Genomic DNA, 18,410 nt, shown 5'->3' with positions numbered 1-18,410 from the left:
TCTCTGGGCTGTTGTGAGATTATTCGGGGGCGTACACCACTTCGACGTCGTAATCGTCGTCGTCAAAGTCGTCATCATCGTCGTCTTCACGGGCGGCGCGACGGGCCTGACGCTCCGCCTCGATGCGGGCGCGCGCCTCTTCGTCCATCTGGCGTCGGCGAGCGGCCTCGCGCTCGGCGAATTCCGGGTTCTGCGCCTCTTCCTCCGCCTGCTCTTCGATCCAGCGCATGACCGCCTGGGTCAGCGGCTTGGTGCCCTCGCCACTCAACGCCGAGATGCGGAACACCGGACCCTTCCAGTCAAGCTCATCCACGATGGCCTGACAGTGAGCGTCACGGTCTGCTTCCGCCACCATGTCCACTTTGTTCAACACCAGCCAGCGCTCACGATTGGCCAGTGTCTCACTGAACTTCTCCAGCTCGTGGGCGATGGCGCGTACCGCCCCGGCCGGAGAGGAACCGTCGTAAGGCGCTACATCCACCAGGTGCAGCAACAGGCGCGTGCGCACCAGGTGCTTGAGAAAGCGGATCCCCAGGCCAGCACCTTCAGCGGCACCCTCTATCAGCCCGGGAATATCAGCAATCACGAAACTCTGGTGAGCCTGCACGCTGACCACGCCGAGATTAGGCACCAGCGTTGTGAACGGGTAGTCCGCTACCTTGGGTCGCGCCGCCGACACCGACCGGATAAACGTGGATTTGCCCGCATTGGGCATGCCCAGCAGCCCCACGTCCGCCAGCACCTTGAGCTCCAGCCGCAGGTTTCTCAACTCACCCTCGGAACCTTTGCTGGTCTGGCGCGGAGCGCGGTTGACCGACGACTTGAAGCGGGTATTACCGAGGCCGTGGAAACCGCACTGGGCCACCTTAAGACGCTGGCCGGCATGGGTCAGATCGCCGAGCACTTCGTGGGTGTCCATATCGACAACCGTCGTGCCCACCGGCACCGGCAGGATGAGATCCTCGCCCTTGTTGCCGGTGCAGTTACGACCCGCGCCCGGCTCTCCATTCTGGGCCTTGTGCTTGCGCTGGAACCGATAGTCGATAAGGGTGTTCAGAGCGCTGTCCGCTTCCAGATACACCGAGCCGCCGTCACCACCATCGCCGCCGTCGGGACCGCCTCGGGGAACGTACTTTTCACGCCGGAAACTGAGGCAACCGTGACCGCCTTTGCCGGCTTCCACAATGATGGTGGCTTCGTCTACGAATTTCATGGATCAACCCTTTGCGCCGTGCGCATAAACTAAAAAGCCCCGCAGCCTCTAGGAAGCTTTGCGGGGCTCCGGATGGCTCGGTACCTGATCCTGTCAGGATACCAGCGCCACCCAAGGTTCGACAGAACCGGATCGCCGCTGCTTACGCAGCCGGAACGATACTCACGAACTTACGGCTCTGCGGGCCTTTGACTTCGAACTTCACCTGGCCGTCTGCTTTCGCAAACAGGGTGTGGTCCTTGCCAATGCCAACGTTGCTACCAGCGTGAAAACGGGTGCCGCGCTGACGAATGATGATGCTGCCTGCGGATACAGACTCACCGCCATAGCGCTTCACACCAAGTCGTTTCGACTCGGAATCGCGACCGTTACGGGTACTACCTGCTGCTTTTTTGTGAGCCATTACAAGCCTCCTTCTTTAAGGGGTGTGTCGAGAGCTTCAGCCCTTGATACCCGTGATCTTGACTTCAGTAAACCACTGACGGTGGCCCTGACGCTTCATGTGATGCTTCCGGCGACGGAACTTGATGATCTGGATCTTGTCGTGACGGCCGTGGCTGACCACTTCCGCTGTCACTTTGGCACCATCAACTACCGGCGCGCCTACCTGAACCTTGTCACCATCGGCGATCAGCAGAACGCGGTCAAACTCGACGTGGCCGCCGGTTTCCACTTCCAGCTTCTCCAGCTTCAGAGTTTCGCCTTCCTTTACACGGTGCTGCTTACCACCGCTAACAATAACTGCGTACATTGATGCTCTCCGCGATTGACCCATCCCTGCTCTTATCCACCTGGTTCTAAGGGAAGCGCTTCGGCAACCCTATAGCAGGGAGCGCAGGTTGGGATGAGTTGGGCGCGTGATTGTACGAAAACACGCCCGGCAATACAAGCCAAGTTGACACCGAAAGCGCCAGTACCTAGCATTGCCGCGACCTGCCTCATTTACCGACGAACGCACCAGACGAACTGATCATAAAGGGACTCCCAAGCCGCATGACAGCCCAGCGCATCTACGACACCGTGGCCGACGACTTCAGCCGCGTGAACGACCTGATCATCAAACGGCTTTCCTCCGACGTCCCGATGGTGGAGAAAATAGCCCACTATATTATTGAAAGTGGTGGCAAAAGGCTGAGGCCCCTGTTGGTGCTGCTGTCCAGCCGTGCCGCCGGCTACCGCCAGGACGATCACCTGAAGCTGGCCGCGGTGATCGAATTCCTGCACACCGCCACCCTGCTTCATGACGACGTAGTGGACACTTCCGACATGCGCCGGGGCCGTTCCACCGCCAACGCCCGCTGGGGCAACGCACCCAGCGTTCTGGTAGGTGATTTCCTCTACGCCCGCGCCTTCCAGATGATGGTGGAACTGCAGAACCTGCGAATCATGGACGTGCTGTCCCACGCCACGGCTGTGATTGCCGAGGGCGAAGTGATGCAGCTGATGAACGTGAAGAATCCGGATCTTGATGAATCCCAGTACATGGAAGTCATCCACAACAAAACCGCCATGCTGTTCGAGGCATCCTCCCACACTGGCGCCCTGCTCGCCGGAGCTGACAACACTCAGGAAGCGGCGCTGAAAGACTACGGCAAGCATCTGGGGTTGGCATTCCAACTGGTGGACGACGTGCTCGACTATCGCGGCGACGCCGAGGCCATGGGCAAAAACGTCGGTGATGATCTGGCGGAAGGAAAAACCACGCTGCCGCTGATCTACGCCATGGAGAGAGGTGTCGAGGAAGAGCGTCAGCTCATCCGCCAGGCCATTCGCAAGGGCGGTCTGGACGACCTGCCGGCCATCCTCGGTATTGTCGAAAGTTCCGGCGCACTGGAATACACCATGGCCAAGGCGCGAGAACAGGCCGCCCTCGCCGCGGCCTGCCTTGACGCCCTGCCCGACTCCCCTTACCGCGAGTCGCTCAACCTGCTCACTGAACTGGCGGTGGCGCGGGTAAGCTGATTCTTCAACCCAGCGCCTCGCGGCCGTGGGGTGCATCAAAATCGAGGCTCGGCCCCACCGGCACAATCTGGGTGGGATTGATGGTGCGCTGGCTGACGTAGTAATGACGCTTGATCTGCGCTATATCCACGGTTGCGGCCACGCCGGGCACCTGATAAAGGTCCCGCACATACGCCGAGAGCGCCGGATAATCTCCGATGCGCTGCCGGTTGCACTTGAAATGGCTGTAATACACCGCGTCAAAGCGGATCAGTGTGGTGAACAGGCGCCAGTCGGCTTCGGTCAGCTGCCGTCCCGCCAGGTAACGCTGGCCCGATAGCCGCTCTTCCAGCCAGTCCAGTGTTTCGAACAATGCCACGTAGGCCTCTTCGTACTTGTCCTGAGCGGTGGCGAAACCGGCCTTGTAGACACCGTTATTTACCGCGTCGTAAACCCGCGCGTTGATGCCATCAATCTCGTCCTGCAGGGCTTCCGGGTAGAAATCGAGATCCGTACGAACACCGTCGAGACCGTCAAACGCCGAATTGAACATGCGGATAATGTCTGCTGACTCATTGCTGGCAATGGTCTGTTTTTCGGTGTCCCACAGGGTGGGCACGGTTACCCGCCCGGAGTAATCCGGCGCCGCGCGGGTATAAAGCTGGTGCAGAAACTGAAAATCGTGCAAATGATCACGGTGCTGTTCGTCGCCGGGCCGGAACTCCCAGCCGTTCTCGACCATGTCCGGGTGCACCACCGACACCGGAATGTGCTTCTCCAACCCCTTCAAGGCGCGAAAAATCAGCGTGCGATGGGCCCACGGGCAGGCCATGGAAACATAGAGATGATAGCGGCCGGACTCCGCCTTGAACCCACCCTCGCCGTCCGGACCGGGCGATCCGTCCGCCGTGACCCAGTTGCGGAAACGGGCGGCTTCGCGCTCGAACTTGCCCCCGGTTTTGTCCGTGTCGTACCACTGGTCATGCCACTTGCCATCCACTAACAGGCCCATACCCTTCTCCTCGCTATAACCGGTCAAATTTGCGAGAAGAATACCGGCCAGCCTGCTAACCTCTCAAACAAGCAATTTCGGCCAACTACCTCAGATAATTCGAACATGCATACAGCCATCACCATCGACGCCCTTAAAGTTCTGGATGCCATCGAGCGCAAAGGCAGCTTTGCCGGGGCCGCAGGAGAGTTGTTCCGGGTGCCTTCCGCCATCAGCTATACCGTACAGAAGCTGGAAGAAGACCTGGACATCGCCATTTTCGACCGCAGTGGTCACCGTGCCACCCTGACACCCGCGGGCCGTTACCTCCTTGAAGAAGGCCGCACCCTGCTGGAGGCGGCGGAAAACCTGGCGCACACCACACGCCAGGTCGCTCAGGGCTGGGAAACCCGGTTGCGCATCGGATTCAACTCGCTGTTGCCGGCCGACAGCCTGTTCGCTGCCATTGGCGAGTTCTACGCACTGGGCGTTCCGGTGGAAGTGCAGTTGGTAGAGGAAGTGTTCGCCGGCGCGTGGGACGCCCTGCAAAGCCGGCGGGTGGATCTGGTTGTGGGTGCTGACCAGCTCAGCAAACCCGCGGGGCCATTCACCACCAAGGCCCTGGGCACCATGAACTTTGTCTATGCCGTGGCGCCCGATCACCCGCTGACGTCCGCCCCACAGCCATTGAGCGAAGAGGACATCAGCCGCTACCCCGCCGCCGTGGCCGCCGACACCTCCCGTTCCCTGCCACCGGGCAACGCCGGGATCTTCCGCCGGCAACGTACCATTACCGTGGCGAACGTCGACCAGAAAATCGCCCTGCAGCAGGCCGGCCTGGGGGTGGGCTGGCTACCGCTGCCACGGGTGCAGGAACAACTGGCCGCAGGCCAGCTTGTCGCGCTGGAGGTACACGACACGCGACAACCGATCATGCTGCACCTGGCTCGGCACGCCGAAGACCAGGGCAAGGCCCTGATGTGGTTCTGGGAGCGGCTGGGACAACCGGACGTGTTCACCCATTGGCTGGAATCCTGAACCGCTCGGCGAACCTGACTCCCGCGCCGGCAAGATTTGAGGCAAAACAGCCAACGGAATCGGGTCCTACTCGTTTATACTGCCCCAAACTCAACCGCAGAACGGAGTTTATGCATGCGGCAGCTGTCGGAACTGGATGCCTCATTCCTTTACCTGGAGTCGGAAACGGCACCGATGCACATCGGCGGCATCTATCTGTTTGATGCTCGTGGCAGTGGCCAACCGCTGGCCTTCAGCACGTTCGTGGCCTATCTGCGCAGCCGCCTCCACGTGGTTCCGGTGTTCCGGCAACGCCTGAAGGAAATACCGCTTCGCCTTGGTCGTCCTTACTGGATTGACGACCGGGATTTCAGCATTGAACGTCATCTGGCCTACGTAAACCTTGGGGAGCATGGCCAGTCCCACAGCCTGACCGAGCTGGCATCGAAGATTCTGGAAGAACCACTGAAACGTGACCGGCCACTCTGGCACATCACGTTTGTTGACGGTTTTCCCGCCGATGAGGAGGATGACGATCACCACGGATTTGCCTTGATTGTGAAGCTCCACCACGCCGCTATCGATGCCTTCAGCGGTGAGGAAATCATGGGCAAGTTACTGGAATACACGCCCGACGCGCGGCCGATTTCCCAGCCCCGGCCCTGGTTTCCCAAGCCAGAGCCGTCAGAGGAAAGGGTCATACTCCAGACCGGGGCCAACCTGCTGCGCAAACCGCTGCAGGTGACGTCGCTGGCCATCAGTGCGGCAGAAGTGACAGCGCGTGGCCTGGTGCAACGTCAGATTCGTAAACTGCCGCTGCCATTTCCGGTGTTTTCTGCCCCTCACTGTCCATTCAATCGTCAGATCACCGCCAATCGGCAGATCGTGTCCGCGGAAGTGGAATTGTCACGGCTCAAGGCGATCAAAGCGAACCTGGGCACCGTCACCCTGAATGACGTGGTCCTGGGTCTGTGCGCGGAAACCCTGCGGCGCTATCTCGAGAACCACGGCAGTGATGAGGGCAAGTCGCTGGTGGCGATGACGCCGATATCGGTGCGCTCGAACAGCTTGCGCAAAGCCACCGGCAACCAGATGTCCGCGATGTTGCTGGACCTGGCGACCAGCGAGCCGGATCCGGCCCGACGGATTCGCACGATCCACCGCAACGCTGTCGCTTCGGAACCCTATCGCGAGGCCATCGCCGCCGATCGTCTGACCGAATTGCTGCCATCCACCATGCTGGCGCTGTCTGCACGGCTGTATTCGGAGCTGCAAATCGCCCAGCGTTATCAGCCGGCGTTCAACTTGCCGATCACCAACGTGCCGGGTCCTCAGGTGCCACTCTATCTGCAGGGCGCAAAGCTGGTGCGCCAATACAACTCAGCTCCTCTGTTCGACAGCATGGGGTTGGTGATTGTGGCGGTGAGCTATCAGGGGCGCCTGACCATCAACTTTACCCTGTGCCCCGATGTGGTCGCTGACGGTAACTCCCTGAAAACCCTGTTGGAGGAGAGCCTGGGCACCATCGAGACGGCCGCCTCAGCGTTGCCGGAGACAGAAGAAGCGTACAACGAGGGAGGGCAAAGCCATCAGAGCCTGACCGACGAGGCTCTGACCATGCTGGAGGGTGTACTCAAGAAAACGTTTCGGCGGTTTCGCCACTGACGAAACCGCCCTCGGGTGCTGTTACTCGAACGCCCAGCGCAGGAATGCGCGCTTTTCTTCTTCTGATGCATTCTCCCAGAGCGCTTTCAACTGTTCCAGATTGTCGCCCTGTACCGTCGCGGCGCCGCTACCCACGGTGTCCCCGGAAACCGGGGTGCGCGCCGGTGTAGCCGGTGCCTGTCCGTCCCACAACTCGAAACTGGCCACCTCGGTGCCGGCGCTATTGACGATCGCGCCGGAGAAATCCTTGGTCAAGGATTCGGCATCGCGGCGGGACGTGGGCTTGTCGAACTCGAACCGATAGGTTTCCCCCGCCTGAGCGGTGAAAGACGCCACATGGGGCTCGGTCTCTACCACATAGACCTTGGACTCGCCGTTTCTGACCACGCCAGACTTCGCCCAGATGGTCTTGTAGCTGAACACCACCTGGTTCTTACCCGGCAGAAGATCGTAATCCAGTGCCAGATCCTCCATCAGAAAGTTGCCCATGGAGCGACCATTCACACGGGTTACGCGGATTTCGCCGGGAGTCTCCAGCACAGCAGAGCCCTCTGCCGCGGCTTCACCCTCCCAGGTCTGCACTCGGGTCATGGAAGAACTGCACCCGGCCAGCACCAAGCCTGCAATAAGCAGGGTGACTATGCGCAGTGGCGATAGCGGATGCCGGGCAAGCTTGAAGTCCTCAAAAACGCGACAAATACTCATGAAAAGTCCTTCTGGTTTGAATTCGGTTTGTTCGCATTCTGCCGAGTGCGTGTTACGAGGGCAAGACGGAAGACAGGGTTTCGTCATGTCCGCTGGGGCGGGCCTGCAGAGGCGGAATGAGACCCATGGCTTACAAATTGTAAATAAATGTTGAATTCGGCCGGGATTGATTTAATTTTAAACAGATCGGCACACACAACACGGAGCCCTCCCTACAAAAAATAAAACCGGGGCGCAGGAGACGCTATGGACACTCAACGCCGGATCGGAGAAGACGGGCACGTACCGTTTCGCAGCAGCCGTTTTTTTTGTGTGGGGAGCAAGTGGTATTTCACCACCAGAGAAGGCTTCGACAGCGGTCCGTTCGCGACCCGCGAACGAGCGGAAACGGGGCTGAAACGTTTTCTGCACGTCGTCCGTCTGCTGCCTGAAGAGCAACAGCACAAGATTCACTAGGCTCAGGGCGCTTTGTAGCGCTCGGCCGGTCAAAGAATAAGCGGCATGACCCACAGGTCGATGGCGAATAGACACGCCAGTGCCATAAATCCGGCCACCACATCATCCACCATGATCCCCAGTCCGCCCGGAGCACGCTGGTCAATCCAGCTGATCGGCCAGGGTTTGACCACATCAAACAGCCGGAACAGCGCAAAGGCCGTCAGGATGCCGTAAACATTGTCCGGGATCAGGGCCAACGCAATCCACATACCCACGAACTCATCCCAGACGATACCGCCGTGATCGTGAACCTTGAGATCGTCCGCCGTTTTGCCACACAACCAGATGCCCACCAGAAACGCGACAGTCACCACGGCCCAATAGGCAACAGGGGGCAGCCAGGCGATACAGAACCACAGCGGGATAGCCGCAAGACTGCCCCAGGTGCCGGGGGCACGGGGAGCCGCGCCACTGCCGAACCCGAACGCCAGCAGGTGTACCGGATCTTTCAGAAAGCCCGGGGGCAGCAACTCTCCCGCAAATTCAGGCTCCTGAAACTGGTCATCACTGCTCATGTCGTGCTCCCGAAATGGTCATATCCAGAACTGCCTGCCGACGTGTCTACACCGGCGACACCTTGCCCAGCCACCACCTTACCAATAATGGTCAGCTGCGTCCGTACCGACGCGGGCAAAGCGTCCCAGGACGCCGGCGAGATCGTGATGCACAATTCGTAGTCATCCCCGCCGTGAAGCGCAAGGTCCAGAGCGCGCTCCGGCCCGCAAAGCCGACTTACCGCGTCAGACAGCGGTATGGCCGAAAGCTCGAGCTCCGCCCCCACACCGGATGCCTCGAGAATATGCCCGAGGTCGGCCACCAGACCGTCCGAGACATCAATGGCGGCCGTTGCCGCCGCTCTCAGCGCCATACCAAGCTCCAGCCGCGGCGCCGGCTCATGATAGCGCTGCAGAAGCACTTGCTGATCGGCGGTGGGCCGGCTGACACCCAGATAATCCAACGCAGCCCCGGCTTCCCCGAGCACACCGCTGACACACACCAGATCGCCGACACGAGCACCGGATCGCAGCAACGCCGTGCCTGCAGGAACCTCACCGTGCACCTGCAGGGAAAGGGTCAGGGGTCCACGGGTGGTGTCGCCGCCCGCCAGCGTCATTCCGAACTGCCGGGCAGCGCGGCCGAGCCCCCCGGAAAAGCCTTGGAGCCAGCGGGGGTCGGCAGCCGGAAGTGTCAAAGCAAGGGTAAAGCAGACCGGGCGGGCGCCCATGGCAGCGAGATCACTGGCGGCAGCCGCAAGCGCCCGCCAGCCAAGGCGATCGGCATCGTAATCGGCGGGAAAATGAACCCCCTCCACCAGGGTGTCCACGGAAAAAACCAGTTGATGATCGGGCGTGATGCGCTCAATGGCGCAGTCATCGCCAGGGCCAAGCACCAGGAGATCGGTGTGGCCCTGCCCGTTCAGAGGGCTGAAGTAACGGCGTATCAGCTCGAACTCGCCCATGCGTTAGCGCGGGCGCGTCTCGGCCAGTCGCAGGCGGCGGCTGAGTTTGTCGAGGATGCTGTTGACGAACTTGTGCCCTTCGGTACCGCCGAACTTCTTGGCCATCTCGATACCTTCGTTGATGACCACCTTGTAGGGCACGTCCAGGCGATGCTTGAGCTCGTAGGCACCCAGACGAACAATGGCCAGCTCAACCGGGTCGACTTCGTGCAGCGGTCGGTCGAGGAAGGGCTCCAGCAGCCGATCCAGCTCCGCCTGCTCACGGTGAACGCCCCGCAACAGGTCGCGGAAGTAGAGGGCATCGACCTTGCTCATGTCGTTATCGACCATGAACTCGGCTTCGATGTCGGAAACCGGGCTCTTACTGAAATGGCGCTGATACAGACCCTGCATGGCCAGCGCTCGGGCGCGGCGGCGATCGCCGGCTTTCGGTTGCCCGGTCGCGCCCGGCTGGGGAGACGTGTCTTCCGTTGTGCTCATCACTCACCCAGCTTCTTGAACAGGCTGACCATTTCCAGGGCCGTGATGGCGGCTTCCGCGCCCTTGTTGCCGGCCTTGGTACCGGAGCGCTCAATGGCCTGTTCAATGGAGTCGACGGTCAGTACCCCGAAAGTGACCGGTACGTCGGTTTCCAGGCTGACGGCCCCGAGACCACTGGAGGCTTCGCCGGCGACATACTCGAAATGGGGGGTTCCGCCACGGATGACCGCGCCCAGAGCGATGATAGCATCGTGGTTGCCGGTTTCGGCAACACGCTTGACCGCCAGCGGCATTTCATAGGCACCGGGCACCCGTACAACGGTGATGTCGTCGTTGGCGATGCCGTGGCGACGCAGGGTATCCAGCGCACCTTCCACGAGGCTCTCCACCACGAAGCCGTTAAACCGACCAACCACCAGGGCGTAACGGCCGCTGCACTGGGTAAAATCGCCTTCAATCACTTTGATCTCTGCCATGAATGGCTCCTTAACGGGCGGCTCGGCAACGCCAAACCACCGGGTTCATCATTCGGGGGTGTAGGGTACGTACTCTTCCACTTCCAGGTCGAAACCGGAAATGGCGGAAAATTTGATGGGCGGGCTCAGCAGCCGCATCTTGCCAACGCCGATATCCCGCAGGATCTGGGAGCCTGTGCCCACGGTGAAGTACACACCGGAGCTGCCCTTCGCTGCGGACGCCTGCTCCTCGCCAAAAAACTCGTGGATACGGTCTTCCAGGTTGTAGCTGTCTGCGGCGCTGTTGAGCAGAACCACCACACCCCGGCCTTCGCTGGAGACTTTTTCCAGGGCATGGTGCAACGGCCAGCTGCGGGAGTCGGCGCGGCGGGCGCCGAGCAGGTCACGCAGGGTGTCGGTGATGTGCACTCGCACCAGCACCGGCTCCTGAGGCTGGATGTCACCCATGACCATGGCCAGATGGGTCGAGCCCTGAATGCTGTCGCGGTAGGTACGCAGGTTGAACACGCCGTACTCAGTGTCCAGGTCGTATTGCTCGACACACTCAATGGTGCGCTCGTTCAGGGTGCGGTAATGGATCAGGTCGGCAATGGTGCCGATCTTCAAATCATGCTCCGCGGCGAACTTCTCGAGATCTTCCCGACGTGCCATGGAACCATCGTCGTTCATGATTTCGCAGATCACGCCGGCCGGCTCACTGCCGGCAAGCGCCGCCAGGTCACAGGAAGCTTCGGTATGTCCGGCACGGCTCAGCACGCCACCCGGATCGGACATCAGCGGGAAAATATGGCCCGGCTGTACGAGATCGGAGGCCTTGGCGTTCCTCGCCACCGCCGCCTGTACGGTGCGGGCGCGGTCAGCGGCAGAAATGCCGGTGGTGACGCCTTCAGTGGCTTCGATCGACAGGGTGAATTTGGTACCAAACCCCGAGGCGTTGCGCTGAACCATCAATGGCAGACCCAGCTGTTCGCAGCGATCACGGGTCATCGGCATGCAGATCAGGCCACGACCGAAACGGGCCATGAAGTTGATGGCTTCCGGCGTACAGTGTTCTGCCGCCATGACCAGGTCGCCTTCATTTTCGCGGTCCTCGTCGTCCATCAGAATCACCATCTTGCCCTGACGGATGTCTTCAATAATGTCTTCTATGCTATTCAGTGCCATAGGTTGTTGCACCCTTGCAGTTCGCGAGCTCCGGCCTCCGGAGCGAACAAACCGTGAATTTGAAAAGTTACCGTGGCGCCAGGATCAGACGCTGATCCTCACCCACCTGACGACGATCCAGCACCGTCCATTGTACTTTATCCGCCATGGTTTCCAGTGGCAGGTGGGCGGTTGGCCGCCCGGTACTGCCCAAAAATATCGGCGCCTGATAAAGCCAGAGCTCGTCGACCAGGCGCTCATCGATGAAGGTTCCAGCCAGCGTCGGACCGGCCTCCACCAGCAATTCGTTGATGCCCAGGTCACCCAGGGCATCCAGCAGTTCCCGCACATCAATGCCGTTGTCTTTCCAGGCAACCCCGGTAAGACTGATTCCCAGGGCCGCAAGATCTTGCGCCGGCGCGGTGGCCAATGTCGGCGAGGCACAGAACACCTGTACGTTGCCACCCTGCAGGATTCTGGCGCCCGGCGGCGTTCTCGCGTCCCGATCAGCAATCACTCGCAACGGCTGACGGGACGGTTCGGTGGCATCGCCAATGTCGCCAAGTTCCTCACGCCTCACGGTGAGCGAGGGGTCATCAGCCAGCACCGTGCCTACCCCGGTGAGGATGGCGTCGCTGATGGCTCTCAGCCGCTGCACATCCTGACGAGCCTCGGCTCCGGTAATCCACTGGCTCTCACCTGACGCCATTGCCGTACGGCCGTCCAGACTGGCCGCCATTTTCAGCCTCACAAAAGGACGCCCTGAATTCATCCGCTTCATGAAACCGGGATTCAGGCGGATTGCCTCATCGGCCAGCAACCCTTCGGTTACCCGGATTCCGGCATCCCGCAGCATGTCCAGGCCACGCCCGGACACCGACGGATTGGGGTCCTTGGTGGCCGCGAACACATGGGCAACACCGGCTTCGATCAGGGCTTTCGCGCAGGGCGGCGTGCGGCCAAAATGACTGCACGGCTCCAGAGTCACGTAAGCCGTTGCCCCCCGGGCTGCCGGCCCGGCCTGACTGAGCGCACGGATCTCGGCATGGGCTTCACCGGCGCGTTCATGCCAGCCCTCACCCAGAATCCGGCCTCCACGGGCGATGACGCAGCCCACCCTCGGATTCGGGTGCGTGGAGTAGCGCCCGCGCCAAGCCAACTGCACCGCGCGGGCCATGAGTGCAACATCCCGGCTGTCGATCATGCCTTGCCTTTGGTGGAATGGTTGTCTGCCAGAACCTTGGCCACATCCACCGGATCCTCTCCGGAGCTGACCGACAAGCGCTCGATCTCTTCCTTGAACTCGTTGATATCCTGAAAACTGCGGTACACCGACGCGAACCGCACGTAGGCCACCTTGTCCAACTGGCGCAGTTCGGTCATTACCTCCTCGCCCAGCTGCATGGATTTGACCTCACGCTCCCCCGTCGCTCGCAGCCGGAAGCGGATCCGGTTCAGCGCCGCATCGATTGCCTCGATACTGACAGGACGCTTCTCCAGCGCCTTCATGAGGCCCGACCGCAGCTTCTCCTCGTCGAAAGGCTGACGGGTACCGTCCTGCTTGACCACCCGAGGCATCACCAGTTCGGCGGACTCAAAAGTGGTAAAGCGCTCACGGCAGGACAGGCACTCGCGACGACGACGCACCTGATCACCCTCGGCCACCAGCCGGGAGTCGATCACCTTGGTATCTGCTTCACCACAGAAGGGACAGTGCATAGTCGGGAGCTCCGGAAAATAGCCGGGGAAGAGTCACCGGGGGTCAGGGTGGCCGGGCAACCTCGTGGATTGCCCGGCCCGATTACCTGAGTTTAGCCCGCATAGACCGGGAAGCGAGCGCACAGAGCTTCTACCTGCTCGCGCACACGGGTGTTGACCGCTTCGTCCTCGAGATTGTCGAGGATGTCGCAGATCCAGCCCGCCAGATCACGACACTCGGTTTCACCAAACCCACGGGTGGTGATGGCCGGCGTGCCAATCCGCAGACCGGAGGTCACGAACGGCGAGCGCGGGTCGTTAGGAACCGCGTTCTTGTTCACGGTGATATGGGCACGGCCGAGCGCCGCGTCAGCGTCTTTTCCGGTGATGTCCTGCTTGATCAGGCTGAGCAGGAACAGGTGGTTCTTGGTGCCACCGGACACCACGTCGAAACCACGCTCAACAAACACCTCTGCCATCGCTGCAGCGTTCTTGACCACTTGCTTCTGGTAGGTCTTGAACTCTTCGCTCATGGCCTCCTTGAAGCAGATCGCCTTGGCGGCAATCACGTGCATCAGCGGGCCGCCCTGACCACCCGGGAACACCGCGGAGTTCAGTTTTTTCTGCAGGTCGGCGTCGTCGCAGGCCAGAATCAGGCCACCACGGGGACCGCGAAGGGTCTTGTGGGTGGTGGTCGCGATCACATGAGCATGGGGAACCGGATCCGGGTAGACACCGGCAGCAACCAGACCGGCCACGTGGGCCATGTCGACAAACAAATAGGCACCGACCTTGTCTGCAATTTCACGGAACCGGGCAAAATCCAGCTCCTGGGAGTACGCCGAGAAGCCGGCAATGATCATCTTGGGTTTGTGCTCAAGGGCCAGGGCCTCGATCTCATCGTAATCGATCAGCCCGGTCTCCGGGTTCAGTCCGTACTGAACAGCGTGATAGATCTTGCCGGAAAAGTTGACGCTGGCGCCGTGGGTCAGGTGACCGCCATGGGCCAGGCTCATTCCCAGCACGGTGTCGCCCGGCTTGAGCAGCGCCATGAACACGGCGGAGTTGGCCTGGGAACCGGAATGCGGCTGCACGTTGGCGTAAGCCGCACCAAACAGCTGCTTGGCCCGTTCAATGGCCAGATCCTCGGCGATATCCACGAACTCGCAACCACCGTAGTAGCGCTTGCCGGGGTAGCCTTCGGCGTATTTGTTGGTCAGCACGCTGCCCTGGGCTTCCATCACCCGGGGGCTGGTGTAGTTTTCTGACGCAATCAACTCGATGTGAGCTTCCTGACGCTTTTCTTCCGCCTGCATGGCGTTCCAGAGTTCGTCGTCAAAGCCTGCGATTTTCATATCACGATTAAACATGGATGCGCTGCCCCTGTGTGCGTAGCTGCCCGAAAATTTGGGTCGCTATTCTATCTCACAAATGGGTGAAAAATCATCCTTTATACCCGCAGAAGCCCCTCCGCAGAAACCGTCACACCGCAATCGGGGATGCCCCCGGGCGGTTTGCGTCAATTGCTATAGCCTGCCGGTTTCGCTACCTTACGGGGCTTATCTGGCAAATTCCCTTTTTACCTCCGAATCAACAGAGGACATAACCCGTTATGGCCCAGTACGTATACACCATGAACCGCGTGGGCAAAGTGGTTCCGCCCAAGCGTGAAATCCTCAAGGACATTTCCCTGAGCTTCTTTCCGGGTGCCAAAATCGGCGTACTCGGCCTTAACGGTTCTGGTAAATCCACCCTGCTCCGCATTATGGCGGGCGTGGACCAGGATTACATCGGTGAAGCCCGGCCCCAGCCCGGAATCAATGTGGGTTACCTGCCCCAGGAGCCGGAGCTGGACGACACCAAAACCGTGAAAGAAATTGTCGATGAAGCGGTGTCTGGCGTTCACAATGCCCTCGCTGAGCTGGACCAGGTCTACGCCGCCTACGCCGAACCGGATGCGGATTTCGACGCGCTGGCCAAGAAACAGGGCGAGCTGGAAGCCTACATCCAGGCCACCGATGGTCATGACATCGAGCGCAAGATGGAAGTGGCTGCGGACGCCCTGCGCCTGCCAGCCTGGGACCAGAAGGTCAACGTGCTGTCCGGCGGTGAACGTCGCCGCGTAGCCCTGTGCCGCCTGCTGCTGTCCGGCCCCGACATGCTGCTGCTGGACGAGCCCACCAACCACCTGGATGCGGAATCGGTGGCCTGGCTCGAGCGCTTTCTCCACGACTACGAAGGCACCGTGGTTGCTATCACCCACGACCGCTACTTCCTCGACAACGTGGCGGGCTGGATTCTGGAACTGGACCGTGGGCACGGCATCCCGTTCGAGGGCAACTACAGCCAGTGGCTCGAGAACAAGGAAAAGCGCCTGGAGATGGAATCCAAACAGGAAGCCTCCCACCAGAAGGCCATCAAGCAGGAGCTGGAGTGGGTGCGGAGCAACGCCAAGGGCCGTCAGTCCAAGAGCAAGGCTCGCCTCGCCCGCTTTGAGGAAATGAGCTCCCAGGAATTCCAGAAGCGCAACGAAACCAACGAGCTTTACATCCCGCCCGGCCCGCGCCTGGGCAACAAGGTGATCGAGGTGGAGGGCATCAGCAAGTCCTTCGGTGACCGTCTGCTCTATGAGGATGTATCCCTGAGCATACCGCCCGGTGCCATTGTCGGCATCATCGGTGGTAACGGCGCCGGCAAGTCCACCCTGTTCAAGATGATCGCCGGCTTCGACAAGCCCGACTCCGGCAGCATTACCGTGGGCGACACCGTGGAGCTGGCCTACGTCGACCAGATGCGCGATCTGGACGGCAGCAAAACTGTGTGGGAAGAGCTTTCCGACGGCAATGACATCATCAAGGTGGGCAACTACGAGACGCCTTCGCGGGCCTACGTCGGGCGGTTCAACTTCAAGGGCAGCGACCAGCAGAAGCGGGTGGGCGACCTGTCCGGGGGTGAGCGTAACCGCCTGCACTTGGCCAAACTGCTCAAAGAGGGCGGCAACGTCCTGCTGCTGGACGAACCCACCAACGACCTGGACGTGGAAACCCTGCGCGCGCTGGAAGAAGCCCTGCTCAACTTCCCCGGCTCCGCGCTGGTGATTTCCCACGACCGCTGGTTCCTCGACCGGGTCGCGAGCCACATCCTGGCGTTCGAAGACGACGGCGACGTGGTGTACTTCGAGGGCAACTTCAGCGACTACGACGAAGACTTCAAGAAGCGCAAGGGCGACTCGGCAATGCAGCCCAAGCGCATGAAGTACAAGAAGCTGGCCTGATGGCAAAAACCAGAACCGCCTATGTCTGCACCGAGTGCGGTGCGGACTATTCCAAATGGCAAGGCCAGTGCACCGCCTGCCAGGCCTGGAATACCATCAGCGAAGTTCGCGGTGTCAGCGCCAACACCAAGGGTGCCCGAGGCGCCCGCTTCGAGGGCTTTGCCGGCAGTCTGGCGGAAGTCCAGAGCCTGGACGATGTCAGCCTGGCCGAGCAAACCCGCATCAGCACCGGTATGCAGGAATTTGACCGGGTGCTGGGTGGCGGCCTGGTGGAAGGCTCCGCGGTGCTGATGGGCGGTCATCCCGGCGCGGGTAAAAGTACGCTGTTGCTTCAGGCGGTCTGCCATCTGGCCACCAGCGTGCCGGCACTGTACGTCACCGGCGAGGAGTCCCTGCAACAGGTGGCGATGCGCGCCAAACGCCTGGGGCTCCCCACCAAAGACCTGAAAATGCTGTCGGAAACCAGTGTCGAGCGGTTGATGCAGGTGGCGGAAGCCGAGAAACCGCGGATTCTGGTGGTGGACAGTATCCAGGTGATGCACGTGGCGGAAATTGAATCGGCCCCGGGCAGCGTGTCCCAGGTTCGGGAAAGCGCGGCGTTCCTGACCCGCTTTGCCAAACAGACCGGCACCATTCTATTCCTGGTCGGCCATGTCACCAAAGACGGCAGCCTGGCCGGCCCGAAAGTGCTGGAGCATATGATCGATTGCTCTATCCTGCTGGAAGGGTCCAACGACAGCCGCTACCGCACCCTGAGAGGCATCAAGAACCGCTTTGGTGCAGTGAATGAACTGGGCGTCTTCGCGATGCTGGAACAGGGCCTGAAAGAGGTGAAAAACCCTTCGGCCATCTTCCTGAACCGCGGCGAAGAAGCCGCACCGGGTAGCGTGGTGATGGTGGTCTGGGAAGGCACCCGGCCAATGCTGGTGGAAATCCAGGCGCTGGTGGACATGGCCCAGGGGGGCTACCCCAGACGCGTCGCTGTCGGCCTCGACCAGAACCGGCTGGCGATGCTGCTGGCGGTGCTGCATCGCCATGGCGGCCTGCATGTGTCGGATCAGGATGTGTTCGTGAACGTGGTGGGCGGTGTGAAGGTCAACGAGACCAGTGCGGATCTGGCGCTGCTGGCCGCCGTAGTCTCCTCCTTCAGGGACCGCGCCCTGCCCCAGGATCTGGTCATTTTCGGCGAAGTCGGTCTGTCCGGTGAGATTCGCCCGGTACCCAGCGGCCAGGAGCGCATTTACGAGGCCTCCAAGCACGGCTTCACCCGCGCTCTAGTGCCGAAGGCCAACGTGCCGCGCAAACCTGTGGAAGGGATGAGGGTGATTCCGGTGGCCAAGCTCAGTGATGCGCTTTCGGCCTTGGAGGAACTCTGACTTTCGGGCGCAGCCTTACGATACGGGTGTCGGGGCGGGACTGGATGAGGCAAAGCCGTCATCCGATCAACCAGGACAGTAACCCCCTAATCGATCAAATGCGCGAATTCCCGCTCCAACAGCGCCTGATCACCCAAATTCAATTCCACCAATCGCTTCAGATGCGTCGCGCTGTCCAGATCAATGTATTTGCATTTGAAGCCCAGCCGCTCAGGCTCCACATGCCGCAATTCCACCGCCATCACGATGCCACTCTTATGACCGTCAAGGTGGATAATCACCTCACACGGCTGCTTTAACGGCACGTTCCACCGGGCAGGACGCTTGACCAACAGGCCCTTGAGGGAGATATCAAGCACCTCCGTTGCCCACACGCCGTCCTGACAATGGAGCTCGCAGGGAGCGTCAAACTCGATGCGGTGGAAGCGGCGTTTTTCGGGGGGCTGAATGGTCAAGTGGTTACTCCTGTCTACC

20 protein-coding genes are annotated in these 18,410 nt (G+C 60.8%); 6 read left to right on the top strand and 14 right to left on the bottom strand.

The features are described 5' to 3' along the window. Positions 1-19: 19 nt before the first annotated feature. From cgtA to rplU, 3 genes are all read right to left on the bottom strand, one after another. Complete coding sequence (cgtA, locus tag R0125_RS15970) at positions 20-1,213, bottom strand: Obg family GTPase CgtA (protein ID WP_248183794.1); 1,194 nt, start codon at positions 1,211-1,213, stop codon at positions 20-22. 142 nt (positions 1,214-1,355) lie between these two features. Then, entirely contained in the window at positions 1,356-1,616 is a 261-nt protein-coding gene (gene rpmA, locus R0125_RS15965; protein ID WP_248183792.1) for a 50S ribosomal protein L27, read from the bottom strand. A 36-nt stretch (positions 1,617-1,652) separates the two neighbouring features. Then, a complete protein-coding gene (gene rplU / locus R0125_RS15960; protein WP_317238787.1) occupies positions 1,653-1,964 on the bottom strand; it encodes a 50S ribosomal protein L21 in 312 nt (103 codons plus the stop codon). A gap of 242 nt (positions 1,965-2,206) precedes the next feature. Between rplU and ispB the strand changes: the two genes are divergently transcribed. Beyond that, the gene (gene ispB, locus R0125_RS15955; protein ID WP_317238786.1) at positions 2,207-3,175 is read left to right on the top strand and encodes an octaprenyl diphosphate synthase; all 969 of its coding nucleotides are present in this window, start codon (positions 2,207-2,209) and stop codon (positions 3,173-3,175) included. Positions 3,176-3,179: 4 nt separating this feature from the next. On the opposite strand, the gene R0125_RS15950 is transcribed toward ispB, so the two are convergent. Then, positions 3,180-4,166 (bottom strand): glutathione S-transferase family protein, encoded by a 987-nt coding sequence (locus R0125_RS15950; protein ID WP_248183787.1) that lies wholly within the window; start codon positions 4,164-4,166, stop codon positions 3,180-3,182. A gap of 105 nt (positions 4,167-4,271) precedes the next feature. On the opposite strand from R0125_RS15950, the gene R0125_RS15945 reads away from it, so the two are divergent. Then, on the top strand, positions 4,272-5,183 hold the full coding sequence (locus tag R0125_RS15945; protein WP_248183786.1) for a LysR substrate-binding domain-containing protein: 912 nt from the start codon (positions 4,272-4,274) through the stop codon (positions 5,181-5,183). A 114-nt stretch (positions 5,184-5,297) separates the two neighbouring features. Beyond that, positions 5,298-6,827, top strand: coding sequence for a wax ester/triacylglycerol synthase family O-acyltransferase (locus R0125_RS15940; RefSeq protein ID WP_317238785.1), 1,530 nt, complete (start codon positions 5,298-5,300; stop codon positions 6,825-6,827). Positions 6,828-6,848: 21 nt separating this feature from the next. On the opposite strand, the gene R0125_RS15935 is transcribed toward R0125_RS15940, so the two are convergent. Beyond that, the gene (locus tag R0125_RS15935; protein WP_248183783.1) at positions 6,849-7,532 is read right to left on the bottom strand and encodes a DUF2057 family protein; all 684 of its coding nucleotides are present in this window, start codon (positions 7,530-7,532) and stop codon (positions 6,849-6,851) included. A gap of 246 nt (positions 7,533-7,778) precedes the next feature. Between R0125_RS15935 and R0125_RS15930 the strand changes: the two genes are divergently transcribed. Beyond that, positions 7,779-7,988, top strand: coding sequence for a DUF6316 family protein (locus R0125_RS15930; RefSeq protein WP_248183781.1), 210 nt, complete (start codon positions 7,779-7,781; stop codon positions 7,986-7,988). Positions 7,989-8,017: 29 nt separating this feature from the next. Here the strand turns inward: R0125_RS15930 and R0125_RS15925 are convergent, their stop codons facing one another. The 8 genes from R0125_RS15925 to glyA all read right to left on the bottom strand — a co-directional run bounded on the left by R0125_RS15925 (position 8,018) and on the right by glyA (position 14,656). Continuing rightward, complete coding sequence (locus R0125_RS15925; RefSeq protein WP_248183779.1) at positions 8,018-8,545, bottom strand: phosphatidylglycerophosphatase A; 528 nt, start codon at positions 8,543-8,545, stop codon at positions 8,018-8,020. Then, a complete protein-coding gene (gene thiL / locus R0125_RS15920) occupies positions 8,542-9,489 on the bottom strand; it encodes a thiamine-phosphate kinase (RefSeq protein ID WP_248183778.1) in 948 nt (315 codons plus the stop codon). The genes R0125_RS15925 and thiL overlap by 4 nt, the downstream gene beginning before the upstream one ends. A 3-nt stretch (positions 9,490-9,492) precedes the next feature. Beyond that, positions 9,493-9,969, bottom strand: a complete 477-nt coding sequence (nusB, locus tag R0125_RS15915) for a transcription antitermination factor NusB (protein ID WP_248183776.1) — start codon at positions 9,967-9,969, stop codon at positions 9,493-9,495. After that, positions 9,969-10,445 carry a 6,7-dimethyl-8-ribityllumazine synthase gene (gene ribE / locus R0125_RS15910; RefSeq protein ID WP_248183774.1) on the bottom strand — a complete coding sequence of 159 codons (477 nt, stop codon included), beginning with the start codon at positions 10,443-10,445 and terminating at the stop codon, positions 9,969-9,971. Before ribE ends, nusB begins: the two co-directional genes overlap by 1 nt. A gap of 48 nt (positions 10,446-10,493) precedes the next feature. Continuing rightward, positions 10,494-11,609 (bottom strand): bifunctional 3,4-dihydroxy-2-butanone-4-phosphate synthase/GTP cyclohydrolase II, encoded by a 1,116-nt coding sequence (ribBA, locus tag R0125_RS15905; protein ID WP_248183772.1) that lies wholly within the window; start codon positions 11,607-11,609, stop codon positions 10,494-10,496. Positions 11,610-11,676: 67 nt separating this feature from the next. Then, the gene (gene ribD / locus R0125_RS15900; protein ID WP_248183770.1) at positions 11,677-12,792 is read right to left on the bottom strand and encodes a bifunctional diaminohydroxyphosphoribosylaminopyrimidine deaminase/5-amino-6-(5-phosphoribosylamino)uracil reductase RibD; all 1,116 of its coding nucleotides are present in this window, start codon (positions 12,790-12,792) and stop codon (positions 11,677-11,679) included. Next, on the bottom strand, positions 12,789-13,307 hold the full coding sequence (nrdR, locus tag R0125_RS15895) for a transcriptional regulator NrdR (protein WP_248183768.1): 519 nt from the start codon (positions 13,305-13,307) through the stop codon (positions 12,789-12,791). The genes ribD and nrdR overlap by 4 nt, the downstream gene beginning before the upstream one ends. A 92-nt stretch (positions 13,308-13,399) precedes the next feature. Continuing rightward, entirely contained in the window at positions 13,400-14,656 is a 1,257-nt protein-coding gene (glyA, locus tag R0125_RS15890) for a serine hydroxymethyltransferase (RefSeq protein ID WP_317238784.1), read from the bottom strand. Positions 14,657-14,898: 242 nt separating this feature from the next. Between glyA and ettA the strand changes: the two genes are divergently transcribed. Then, on the top strand, positions 14,899-16,560 hold the full coding sequence (gene ettA, locus R0125_RS15885) for an energy-dependent translational throttle protein EttA (RefSeq protein WP_248183764.1): 1,662 nt from the start codon (positions 14,899-14,901) through the stop codon (positions 16,558-16,560). Beyond that, positions 16,560-17,936, top strand: a complete 1,377-nt coding sequence (gene radA / locus R0125_RS15880) for a DNA repair protein RadA (RefSeq protein WP_317238783.1) — start codon at positions 16,560-16,562, stop codon at positions 17,934-17,936. Before ettA ends, radA begins: the two co-directional genes overlap by 1 nt. Positions 17,937-18,022: 86 nt before the next feature. Here the strand turns inward: radA and R0125_RS15875 are convergent, their stop codons facing one another. Then, complete coding sequence (locus R0125_RS15875; protein ID WP_317238782.1) at positions 18,023-18,391, bottom strand: PilZ domain-containing protein; 369 nt, start codon at positions 18,389-18,391, stop codon at positions 18,023-18,025. Positions 18,392-18,410 lie beyond the last annotated feature (19 nt).

The organism is Marinobacter sp. M-5, from assembly GCF_032911545.1.
GTDB lineage: Bacteria > Pseudomonadota > Gammaproteobacteria > Pseudomonadales > Oleiphilaceae > Marinobacter > Marinobacter goseongensis.
Note: the sequence above shows the minus strand (reverse complement) of the source record. Positions and strands in the feature narration are given on the sequence as shown.

Excerpts from the sequence above, each read along its gene's own strand:
- rpmA (WP_248183792.1), bottom strand. The coding sequence starts at position 1,616 with ATGGCTCACAAAAAAGCAGCAGGTAGTACCCGTAACGGTCGCGATTCC.
- ribBA (WP_248183772.1), bottom strand. The coding sequence starts at position 11,609 with ATGGCACTGAATAGCATAGAAGACATTATTGAAGACATCCGTCAGGGC.
- ribE (WP_248183774.1), bottom strand. The coding sequence starts at position 10,445 with ATGGCAGAGATCAAAGTGATTGAAGGCGATTTTACCCAGTGCAGCGGC.
- R0125_RS15945 (WP_248183786.1), top strand. The coding sequence starts at position 4,272 with ATGCATACAGCCATCACCATCGACGCCCTTAAAGTTCTGGATGCCATC.
- R0125_RS15935 (WP_248183783.1), bottom strand. The coding sequence starts at position 7,532 with ATGAGTATTTGTCGCGTTTTTGAGGACTTCAAGCTTGCCCGGCATCCG.
- rplU (WP_317238787.1), bottom strand. The coding sequence starts at position 1,964 with ATGTACGCAGTTATTGTTAGCGGTGGTAAGCAGCACCGTGTAAAGGAA.
- R0125_RS15950 (WP_248183787.1), bottom strand. The coding sequence starts at position 4,166 with ATGGGCCTGTTAGTGGATGGCAAGTGGCATGACCAGTGGTACGACACG.
- ettA (WP_248183764.1), top strand. The coding sequence starts at position 14,899 with ATGGCCCAGTACGTATACACCATGAACCGCGTGGGCAAAGTGGTTCCG.
- R0125_RS15930 (WP_248183781.1), top strand. The coding sequence starts at position 7,779 with ATGGACACTCAACGCCGGATCGGAGAAGACGGGCACGTACCGTTTCGC.
- radA (WP_317238783.1), top strand. The coding sequence starts at position 16,560 with ATGGCAAAAACCAGAACCGCCTATGTCTGCACCGAGTGCGGTGCGGAC.
- ribD (WP_248183770.1), bottom strand. The coding sequence starts at position 12,792 with ATGATCGACAGCCGGGATGTTGCACTCATGGCCCGCGCGGTGCAGTTG.
- ispB (WP_317238786.1), top strand. The coding sequence starts at position 2,207 with ATGACAGCCCAGCGCATCTACGACACCGTGGCCGACGACTTCAGCCGC.
- cgtA (WP_248183794.1), bottom strand. The coding sequence starts at position 1,213 with ATGAAATTCGTAGACGAAGCCACCATCATTGTGGAAGCCGGCAAAGGC.
- R0125_RS15925 (WP_248183779.1), bottom strand. The coding sequence starts at position 8,545 with ATGAGCAGTGATGACCAGTTTCAGGAGCCTGAATTTGCGGGAGAGTTG.
- R0125_RS15940 (WP_317238785.1), top strand. The coding sequence starts at position 5,298 with ATGCGGCAGCTGTCGGAACTGGATGCCTCATTCCTTTACCTGGAGTCG.
- nrdR (WP_248183768.1), bottom strand. The coding sequence starts at position 13,307 with ATGCACTGTCCCTTCTGTGGTGAAGCAGATACCAAGGTGATCGACTCC.
- thiL (WP_248183778.1), bottom strand. The coding sequence starts at position 9,489 with ATGGGCGAGTTCGAGCTGATACGCCGTTACTTCAGCCCTCTGAACGGG.
- nusB (WP_248183776.1), bottom strand. The coding sequence starts at position 9,969 with ATGAGCACAACGGAAGACACGTCTCCCCAGCCGGGCGCGACCGGGCAA.
- glyA (WP_317238784.1), bottom strand. The coding sequence starts at position 14,656 with ATGTTTAATCGTGATATGAAAATCGCAGGCTTTGACGACGAACTCTGG.